Source organism: Streptomyces sp. NPDC005070 (assembly GCF_053600395.1).
In genome coordinates this window covers 1-9,435 of record NZ_JBSFZS010000190.1, presented here as the reverse complement: position 1 = coordinate 9,435, position 9,435 = coordinate 1, and the positions used below count along the sequence as shown (strand labels likewise).

Here is a 9,435-nt window from a genome sequence, read left to right as displayed (position 1 = left end):
GCCGGTACATCGATGCCCGTCGCCACCGACGCCCACCTCTCACCCAACGGCGACGGGCTGATGCACCGGCACGGCCCCGACCCACCCACCGGAGCTGAACCCGGAACCGGACCCGCACGGCACCGCACCGCACCGCACCCGGCAAACCGCAGAGGCCTCCGCATGCTCACCCACCACCACCGAAGCCGGCTGACCGCGCTCGCCTTCCTGGCTCCGCTGGCCGCATACCTCGCCGCCTTCTACGCCTACCCCCTCTACCGCAACCTCGACCTGAGCCTGCGCGACTACACGGTGAGGTCCTTCGTCGCGGGCGACGCCCCCTTCACCGGCTGGGGCAACTTCCGCACGGTCCTGGACGACCCGTCCTTCGCCCCGGCGCTGCGGCACACCATGATCTTCACGTTCGCCTCCATAGCCGTGCAGTACGCCGCAGGACTCGCCCTCGCCGTCTTCTTCAACCGCCGGTTCCCCCTCGCCCCCACGCTCCGGGCCCTGTTCCTGATCCCCTGGCTGCTGCCGCTGATCGTGTCGGCGTCGACCTGGTCCTGGATGTTCAACAGCGAGTCCGGCGTGGTGAATTACGCCCTGCACCTGGTCGGGGTCGACCCCGTCGGCTGGCTCACCTCACCGCACTGGGCGCTGACCTCGGTCGTCGTCGCCAACATCTGGATCGGCATCCCCTTCAACCTGGTCATCCTGTACAGCGGCCTCCAGAGCATCCCCGCCGAGCTGTACGAGGCCGCCGCCCTGGACGGGGCGGGCACCTGGCAGCAGTTCCGCCGCGTCACGTTCCCACTGCTGCGCCCGGTCTCGGCGATCACGCTGCTGCTCGGCCTCGTCTACACCCTCAAGGTCTTCGACCTGATCTGGATCATGACGAAGGGCGGCCCCGGCAACGCCTCCTCCACCCTGGCGACCTGGTCCTACCAGCTCGGATTCGGCACCCTGCTGCCCAAGTTCGGCCCCGGCGCCGCCGTCGGCAACATCCTCATCGTCATCGCCCTCGCCTTCGGGCTGCTGCACATCCACGTCCAGAGGAGGCAGGAGGCATGAAGTCCCGTACGACCGGACGCCGTCACACCGTGATCGGAGTCGCCCTCACGGCGCTCATGCTCTTCCCGGTGTACTGGATGCTGAACGTGTCCCTCACCCCGCAGCGGAACATGCGCAAGAGCCCGCCCGACCTGTTCCCGCTGCACCCCACCTTCGAGGGCTACCGGGCCGTCCTGAACGACCAGTTGCCCTACCTGGGCACCAGTCTGCTCATCGGCCTCGGCACCGTCGTCCTCACGCTGGCCCTCGCCGCCCCGGCGGGCTACTCCCTCGCCAGGCTGCGCCCGCCCGGCGCCGGCCCCCTCGGACTGGCGCTGCTGGTCGCCCAGATGATCCCGGGGATCGTCATGGCGATGGGCTTCTACGGGTTCTTCCTCGACCTCGGGCTGCTCAACTCCTGGTGGGGTCTGATCGTCGCGGACTCCACCATCTCCGTACCGTTCGGCGTCATGATCTTCGCCGCCTTCATGGCGGGCATCCCCGGCGAACTCCTCTCCGCGGCCCGCATCGACGGCGCGGGCACCTGGCGGATCTTCCGCTCCGTCGTCCTGCCGGTGAGCCGCAACGCGATCGTCACGGTCTCGCTCTTCGCCTTCCTGTGGGCGTGGTCCGACTTCGTCTTCGCCAACACCCTCGACGGCGGCGGCGACATGCGCCCCATCACCCTCGGCATCTACCACTACATCGGCAACAACAACCAGGAATGGAACGCGATCATGGCCACCGCCGTGGTCGCGTCGGTCCCCGCCACTGTCCTGCTCGTCCTGGCACAACGCTATGTGGCCGCGGGCGTGACCGCGGGCGCGGTGAAGGACTGAGCAGGCGTTCCCCGCTCCCCACCTTCAGGAGGCTCCACCATGAGCCGCACGAAACGCTTAGCCCGTACCAAAAGCCGGCACCGCCCCCGCACCCGCGCCCTCGCGACCCTCGGCGCCACCGCCCTCGCCACCACCGTCCTGGCCACCACCGCCCTGCTCACCGCACCTCCCGCCCAGGCCGCCCCCACCGCGGCCACGACCCTGGTCGTGAACGCCGACCAGACCCTGCGCTCCGTCACCCATGTGGCGAGCGGCGGTCTGTACGGCCTCGCCGACGCGAGCACTCCGGCCGACCGCCTGGTCTCCCCGCTCAAGCCGAACACCTTCGTGCAGATGGCGCCGGGCGGATCCCAGCTCCCCAACGGCGAACCCGCGCCCGGGGGCGACGCGCTGACCGTGGCGTCCAAGGCCGCGCGGGCCGGCGCCGGGGTCGTCGTCCGGATGCCCGACTGGTATCCGGACTTCCCCTACAAGTGGGTGAGCTGGAGCGACTGGCTCTCCGCGGTGGACACCCAGATCGCGTCGGTGAAGTCCTCCTCCGCCACCAACATCCAGGCCTACGAGCTGTGGAACGAACCCGACTGGACCTGGGACACCACGAACGCCGGGACGTTCGAGGCGGGTTGGACGCGCACCTACAAGGAGGTCCGCGCCAAGGACACCACCACGCCGATCCAGGGTCCCAGCCACTCGGCGTGGAACCAGAGCTGGATGAGCACGTTCCTGACCGCCGCCAAGGCCGCCGGCACCGTGCCCGACATCGTCGCCTGGCACGAACTCCAGGGCTCCAAGGACATCGCGGCGCACGTCGCGGCGTACCGCGCCCTGGAGAGCGGTCTCGGCATCAGCGCGCGGCCGATCTCCATCGAGGAGTACGGGACGACGGCCGAGGTCGGAGTGCCGGGTCCGCTCGTCGGGTACGTCGCCAAGTTCGAGCGGGCGGGTGTCCATGACGCCGAGCTCGCCTTCTGGAACCACTACGGCACCCTCGGCGACACCCTGACCGACACCGGCGGATCGCCCAACGGCTCGTACTGGCTCTACAAGTGGTACGGCGACATGTCGGGCAGCATGGTCCCGACCACGCCCCCGGCCCAGACGGGCATCGACGGCGCCGCGTCCCGCACCGGGGACGGCCGGCAGATCAGCGTCGTCTTCGGCGGCGGCACGGGCTCGACGGCGGTCACGGTCAAGGGACTCGGCTCGCTGTCCGCGTTCGGCGCGACGGTGCACGCCAAGCTGGAGTACACCCCCTCCAAGGGCCGCACCACGGCGGTGGCGGCCCCGTACACGATCTCGGAGGCCGACTACACGGTCGCGAACGGGTCGGTCACCGTCCCCGTGGCCATGAACGCCTCGGACGGCTACCACCTGGTCCTCACCCCGAGCGGCACCTCCACCTCGCTCGCCGGGACCTACCAGATCACCAACAAGAACAGCAGCCTCGCCCTGGACACCCGGAACGCGGGCACGGCCCAGGGCACCGCGGTCGTCCAGGCCACGTCCTCGACCGGCGGCGGCCAGTCGTGGACCCTCTCCGCCGCCGGCTCCGGCCTCTACAAGATCGCCAACAAGGCGAGCGGCCTGCTGCTCGGCATCACCGACGCGGGCACGGCGGACGGCGGGACGGCGCTGATCTGGGGCGACAACGGCACCGCGGACCACCTCTGGCAGTTGATCCCCGCCGGTGACGGCTACTACAAGATCGCCAACTACAACAGCGGACTACTGCTCGGCGTGAACGGCATGAGCACCTCCACCGGCGCCCAGGTCCTCCAGTGGACCGACAACGGCACCGCCGACCACCTGTGGAAGCCGACCGCGCGCTGAGGCCGGCCCCACGGGTACGGGTACGCCCCCGGATGTCGGCCGGGGGCGTACTCGTGGAATCAACCGCTCCGGGACCTGGCCCGGACACCGCTCCGCGCTAGATGAACGAGTTGATCTCGATCGTCTCGGTGCGGCCCGGTCCGACGCCGATCGCGGAGATCGGGGCGCCCGACATCTCCTCCAGCGCCTTCACGTAGGCCTGCGCGTTCTTCGGGAGGTCACCGAAGGTCTTCGCCTTGGTGATGTCCTCCGACCAGCCGGGGAGGGTCTCGTAGATCGGCTTCGCGTGGTGGAAGTCGGTCTGGGAATACGGGAGTTCCTCGACGCGCTTGCCGTCGATCTCGTACGCCACGCAGACCGGGATCTCCTCCCAGCCGGTCAGGACGTCCAGCTTGGTGAGGAAGAAGTCGGTCAGACCGTTCACACGGGTCGCGTAGCGGGCGATGACCGCGTCGAACCAGCCGCAGCGCCGGTCACGGCCGGTCGTCACGCCACGCTCGTGGCCGATGCGCCGCAGCGCCTCGCCGTCCGCGTCGAACAGCTCGGTCGGGAACGGACCCGAGCCGACCCGGGTCGTGTACGCCTTGAGGATGCCGATGACCCGGCTGATCTTGGTCGGGCCGACACCGGCGCCCGTGCAGGCGCCGCCCGCGGTCGGGTTCGACGAAGTCACGAACGGATACGTGCCGTGGTCGATGTCCAGGAGCGTGCCCTGGCCGCCCTCGAAGAGCACGACCTTGTCCTGCTCCAGCGCCTGGTTGAGGATCAGGACGGTGTCCGCGACGTACGGCTTGAGCCGGTTCGCGTAGCCCAGCAGCTCCTCGACAACCTGGCTCGCCTCGATGGCGCGGCGGTTGTAGAGCTTGGTGAGGAGCTGGTTCTTGACCTCCAGCGCCGCTTCGACCTTCTGGGTGAGGATCGACTCGTCGTAGAGGTCCTGGATGCGGATGCCCACGCGGTTGATCTTGTCCGCGTACGTCGGGCCGATGCCGCGCCCGGTGGTGCCGATCTTCCGCTTTCCGAGGAAGCGTTCCGTCACCTTGTCGACAGTGACGTTGTAAGGCGTGATGATGTGAGCGTTTCCGCTGATCAGCAGCTTGGAGGTGTCGACGCCGCGCTCGTTCAGTCCGTTCAGCTCGGAGAACAGGACGGACGGGTCGACGACGACTCCGTTGCCGATCACCGGAGTGCACTCCGGCGTGAGGATTCCGGAAGGGAGGAGGTGGAGGGCGTACTTCTGGTCGCCCACGACTACCGTATGGCCGGCGTTGTTACCGCCCTGGTAGCGAACCACATAGTCCACGGATCCACCGAGCAGATCGGTGGCCTTTCCCTTGCCTTCGTCACCCCACTGAGCACCGAGCAGCACAAGTGCGGGCACAGGCGTACACCCCTTCCGGGCGGGGCATGTCCAAGGTCGGGGACGTACGCGACCGTGGCTACGGCTGCGCACACCGCGACCACCATGGGCCGCGACCGTCGGACCGGATGCCCCGGAATAGACGAAGCCCCTGGCGCAAAGGCGCAAGGGGCTCTTGCAGAAAGATGTTACCCGAGGAAGCGAGGCAGGACCGAGGTGGCGGCTTCCGACCAGCTCCTGGTGGTCATCGACCCGGTCGCCCGACGAACCGACGGCGAGTCCGTCCGGATCGCGAAAGACGTGCTCAGCGCGGGTGCGGCGACGAAGGTGTGCCTCCCGGAAGGGCCCGAGGAATTCGCTCGGGCGCTACTCCGCCGGGGCGCGCGCCGACCCGTCGTCATCGGTGACGACGGTGCCCTGCTGCGGGCGGTGTCGCTGTTGCACCGGCGGCGGGAACTCGCCGCGTGCGCGCTGTCCTTCGTGCCCGTGGGCGGCGCGCTGTCGCTGTCCCGTTCGCTCGGGGTGCCGATGGGTGCCGTGGCGGCGGCCAGGGCGGTCCTCGACGGGGCCGAACGGCGGCTCGATCTGCTCGTGGACGACAGCGACGGCGTGGTGCTCGGCGCGCTGCGCATCCCCTCGCCGCCCTCCCGGCCCCTGGCTCCCGTGCCCGCTGGAGCACCCGGGGAGGAAGCCGGCGGGCATCCGTGGCTGCGCACCTGCCAGTCCCTCGTACGGACCTTCGCCTCGCGGCCGTCCCGGCTCGGCTCCGTGTCCACGGCGGGGCCCTCCCGGCTGCGGATCGAGGTCGACGGGGTGTGCGTGGTGGACCTGGACCAGCCCGTGGAAGCCGTGTCCGTGACGCCGGGGGGCTCGGGGACCGGCGCCGAGATCGAGGTGCGCGCGGTGTCCGTGGGGGCCGGGTCCTCGCCCCTGCGGCTGATGGGCCACAAGTTCACCGTCTCCGGCGCGGACTTCCGCTACGGCGCGGACTCCGTGGTGAGCGGCCCGGTCCGGACCCGGACCTGGACGGTACGGGAGTCGGCCTGGGGCCTGACCCTGCCGGCGGCACCCTGAAGCGAGGCCGTTCCCCCTCGTCAGCCGCCCTGGCCGAACAGCGTCTCGCGGTGCGCGCGCCAGCGTTCCATCATCGCGGCGACCTCACCGTCGATGAACTCGAAGAACGCGAGGGTCTCGGAGAGCCGCCGCCCGGCGGGGGTCGTGGAACCGAGGGAGTCGACACCGGCCCGCAGGGCCAGTTCCCAGCGCTTGAGCACCGCGTCACGGTTGGTCAGCGCCTCGTACCACTGGTTGCTGTGCACGCGGTACCGCTCGCGCCGCGAGCCGGGTTCGCGCTCGCGCGAGACCATGTGCTGCTGCGCGAGGTAGCGCACCGCGCCGGAGACGGCGGCGGGGCTGACCTGGAGCTGTTCGCCGAGTTCGGCGGAGGTCATGGCGCCGGAGTCGGAGGCCAGCAGCGCGGCGAAGACGCGGGCGGGCATCCGCTGCATCCCGGCCTCGACGAGCTGGGCCGCGAAGCCCTCGACGAACTGTGAGACCGCCTCCGGGTCCCGCTCCGCCGCACTCGGTTCCGCCATCTCCCGATCATCTCCCCTGTCTCACGCGTCGCGGTCGAGTGTATCCAGGATTTATACGTTTCCTTAACTTCACAAATTTCTGAAAGAAGCGTACGTTCGGGCCATGACGAAGGCAATCAGCGTCGCCGGACTGCACAAGGCGTTCGGCACGACGCACGCACTGGACGGTCTGGACCTGGAGGTCGAGACCGGTGAAGTGCACGGCTTCCTCGGCCCCAACGGCTCCGGGAAGTCCACCACCATCCGGGTCCTGCTCGGCCTGCTGCGCGCCGACGCGGGCACGGCGCGCATGCTGGACAGGGACCCCTGGGCGGACGCGGTCGAACTGCACCGCCGGGTCGCCTACGTCCCCGGCGACGTCACCCTGTGGCGCAACCTCTCCGGCGGCGAGGTCATCGACCTCTACGGGCGGCTGCACGACGGAGGCCGTTCCCGGCGCGGCGGACAGGGCGGCGGACGGACCGGCGGCCTCGACCCGGCGCGGCGCGCCGAACTGATCGAGCGCTTCGAACTCGACCCCACCAAGAAGGGGCGCACCTACTCGAAGGGCAACCGTCAGAAGGTCGCCCTCGTCGCCGCCTTCGCCTCGGACGTCGACGTGCTCATCCTGGACGAGCCGACCTCGGGCCTCGACCCGCTGATGGAAGAGGTCTTCCAGCAGTGCGTCCGGGAGGAACGCGACCGCGGCCGCACGATCCTGCTGTCCTCGCACATCCTGAGCGAGGTCGAGGAACTCTGCGACCGCGTCAGCATCATCCGCGCGGGCCGGACCGTCGAGAGCGGCTCCCTCACCGACCTGCGCCACCTCACCCGCACCAGCGTCACCGCCGAACTCACCGGCCCGCCGAACGGACTGGCCGGACTGCCCGGAGTCCACGAGCTCGACGTCCAGGACACCGGGGTCCGGCACGACGGGTCCGGGTACCAGGTCCGGTTCCAGGCCGACAGCGACCGGCTGAACACCGTCCTGCGCTCGCTGACCGACTCCGGCGTACGGTCCCTGACCTCGACTCCGCCGACCCTGGAGGAACTGTTCCTGCGGCACTACCAGGACGACGCGCGGACGGACGGAACCGAAGGGGCGGTGGCCCGATGACCGCCACGACCGCGGGCCCCTTCACCGCACGGGCCGGCGGCTCCCGCCCCCTGGCCGGCACCGGAACCCTGCTGCGCTTCGCGCTGCGCCGCGACCGCGTGGTGATGCCGCTGTGGATCGGCGTGACCGCGCTGATGGTGCTGTCCCTGCCGGCCTCGCTGGAGAGCGTCTACAGCACCCCGGCCGAACGCGCCTCCCTGGCACAGCAGATGCTCGCCAACAACTCCCTGCGCGCCACCTACGGACCGGTGCTCGGCGACTCGCTCGGCGGACTCACCGCCTGGCGCATCGGCGTCTACGCCGGGGTCCTCGCCGCCGTCATGAGCCTGGTCGTCGTCGTACGGCACACCCGGGACGAGGAGGAGAGCGGGCGTCAGGAACTCGTCTCCGCCGCGATGGTCGGCCGCCGGGCCCCGCTGACCGCCGCCCTGCTAGCGGCGCTCGTCGCCAACGGCGTCCTCGCCCTCCTCGTCGCGGTCGGCCTCGCCGGACAGGGCGCCGCCGGGGCCCTGGCACTGGGGCTCGCGATCGGCGCGACCGGGATGGTCTTCGCGACCATGGCCGCGATCCTCGCCCAGCTCACGGAGAGCGGGCGGCTCGCCAAGGGACTGACGGGCGGGCTGATCGGCGCCGCCTTCGTCCTCAGGGCGGCGGGCGACTCCGCGACCGACGACGGCTCGTCGGTGCTGACCTGGATCTCACCGCTGGGCTGGCTGGAGAACGTCCGCGCCTTCGCGGACGAACGCTGGTGGGTCCTGCCGCTGTTCGCCGCGGCCGTCGCCGCGCAGGGCGCCGCCGCCTACGCGCTCGCCGGGCGGCGTGATGTGGGCATGAGCTTCCTGCCCACCCGGCCGGGACCCGCGACCGGCCGTCTCGGCACGGCCGGGGCGCTGGCCTGGCGGCTGCAGCGCGGCGCGGTGCTCGGCTGGAGCCTCGGCTTCCTCGCGGCGGGCGCCGCGTTCGGCGGCATCACGAAGGGGGCCGCGGACCTGGTCGGCGAGAACGCCAAGACCCGCGAGATCATCGAGCGGATGGGCGGGCAGGCCGGGATCACCGACGCGTTCCTCGCCGCCATGGTGAACATGCTGGGCATGGTCGCCGCCCTCTACATCGTCGCCTCCGTGCTGCGACTGCACGGCGAGGAGACCTCCCAGCGCGCCGAACCGCTGCTCGCCACCGCCGTCGGCCGGCTGCGCTGGGCCGGCGGACACCTCGTCCTCGCGTTCGGCGGCACGGTCCTCATCATGCTGCTCGGCGGACTCGGGCTCGCCCTCGGCTACGGCGCCGAGTCCGGCCCGATCCTCGGCGCCTGTCTGGTCCAGGTCCCGGCGGTCTGGACCCTGGGCGGCCTCGCCGTCCTGCTGTACGGCCTCTCGCCCCGGGTCGCCCCCGGCGCCTGGGCCGCGGCGGGCCTCGCCCTCGTCCTCGGCTGGATCGGCCCCGCCCTGAAGATCCCGCAGGCCGTCATGGACCTCTCGCCCTTCGGCCACCTGCCGAAGCTGCCGGGCGGCACGATGGCCTGGACACCGGTCCTCGTCCTCATCACGATCGCGGCGGCCCTGACGGCGGCGGGCCTGGCCTGCCTGCGCCGCCGCGACCTGGCCGGTCTGTATCTGATCGCGTACGACGAGGGGGACCGTCCGGTGGCCACGGGCGGCTGGCGCACCCAGGACGCGAACGACG

At 70.9% G+C, this 9,435-nt stretch carries 8 protein-coding genes; 6 read left to right on the top strand and 2 right to left on the bottom strand.

From position 1 onward, the window contains the following. Positions 1-60 precede the first annotated feature (60 nt). Genes ACWEBX_RS34825 through ACWEBX_RS34815 form a run of 3 tightly spaced genes read left to right on the top strand, consistent with a single transcriptional unit; the run spans position 61 to position 3,701 of the window. Complete coding sequence (locus ACWEBX_RS34825) at positions 61-1,053, top strand: carbohydrate ABC transporter permease (protein WP_451888759.1); 993 nt, start codon at positions 61-63, stop codon at positions 1,051-1,053. Beyond that, positions 1,050-1,871 carry a carbohydrate ABC transporter permease gene (locus ACWEBX_RS34820; RefSeq protein WP_451888758.1) on the top strand — a complete coding sequence of 274 codons (822 nt, stop codon included), beginning with the start codon at positions 1,050-1,052 and terminating at the stop codon, positions 1,869-1,871. Before ACWEBX_RS34825 ends, ACWEBX_RS34820 begins: the two co-directional genes overlap by 4 nt. Before the next feature lie 39 nt (positions 1,872-1,910). Further along, positions 1,911-3,701, top strand: coding sequence for an RICIN domain-containing protein (locus ACWEBX_RS34815; protein ID WP_451888757.1), 1,791 nt, complete (start codon positions 1,911-1,913; stop codon positions 3,699-3,701). A 97-nt stretch (positions 3,702-3,798) separates the two neighbouring features. On the opposite strand, the gene ACWEBX_RS34810 is transcribed toward ACWEBX_RS34815, so the two are convergent. Continuing rightward, positions 3,799-5,082, bottom strand: a complete 1,284-nt coding sequence (locus ACWEBX_RS34810) for an adenylosuccinate synthase (RefSeq protein ID WP_451888756.1) — start codon at positions 5,080-5,082, stop codon at positions 3,799-3,801. Between the two features lie 195 nt (positions 5,083-5,277). Between ACWEBX_RS34810 and ACWEBX_RS34805 the strand changes: the two genes are divergently transcribed. Further along, a complete protein-coding gene (locus tag ACWEBX_RS34805) occupies positions 5,278-6,135 on the top strand; it encodes a diacylglycerol kinase family protein (protein ID WP_451888755.1) in 858 nt (285 codons plus the stop codon). Between the two features lie 20 nt (positions 6,136-6,155). Here the strand turns inward: ACWEBX_RS34805 and ACWEBX_RS34800 are convergent, their stop codons facing one another. Then, complete coding sequence (locus ACWEBX_RS34800; protein WP_451888754.1) at positions 6,156-6,656, bottom strand: GbsR/MarR family transcriptional regulator; 501 nt, start codon at positions 6,654-6,656, stop codon at positions 6,156-6,158. A 103-nt stretch (positions 6,657-6,759) separates the two neighbouring features. Between ACWEBX_RS34800 and ACWEBX_RS34795 the strand changes: the two genes are divergently transcribed. Together ACWEBX_RS34795 and ACWEBX_RS34790 are read left to right on the top strand one after the other, a co-directional pair. Next, a complete protein-coding gene (locus ACWEBX_RS34795; RefSeq protein WP_451888753.1) occupies positions 6,760-7,752 on the top strand; it encodes an ABC transporter ATP-binding protein in 993 nt (330 codons plus the stop codon). Continuing rightward, a partial coding sequence (locus ACWEBX_RS34790) for an ABC transporter permease (protein WP_451888752.1) occupies positions 7,749-9,435 on the top strand: 1,687 nt, incomplete at its 3' end. The genes ACWEBX_RS34795 and ACWEBX_RS34790, both read left to right, overlap by 4 nt.

Bases quoted from the DNA above. Each gene is read 5' to 3' on its own strand.
- ACWEBX_RS34795 (WP_451888753.1), top strand. From the start codon at position 6,760: ATGACGAAGGCAATCAGCGTCGCCGGACTGCACAAGGCGTTCGGCACG.
- ACWEBX_RS34825 (WP_451888759.1), top strand. From the start codon at position 61: ATGCACCGGCACGGCCCCGACCCACCCACCGGAGCTGAACCCGGAACC.
- ACWEBX_RS34820 (WP_451888758.1), top strand. From the start codon at position 1,050: ATGAAGTCCCGTACGACCGGACGCCGTCACACCGTGATCGGAGTCGCC.
- ACWEBX_RS34800 (WP_451888754.1), bottom strand. From the start codon at position 6,656: ATGGCGGAACCGAGTGCGGCGGAGCGGGACCCGGAGGCGGTCTCACAG.
- ACWEBX_RS34815 (WP_451888757.1), top strand. From the start codon at position 1,911: ATGAGCCGCACGAAACGCTTAGCCCGTACCAAAAGCCGGCACCGCCCC.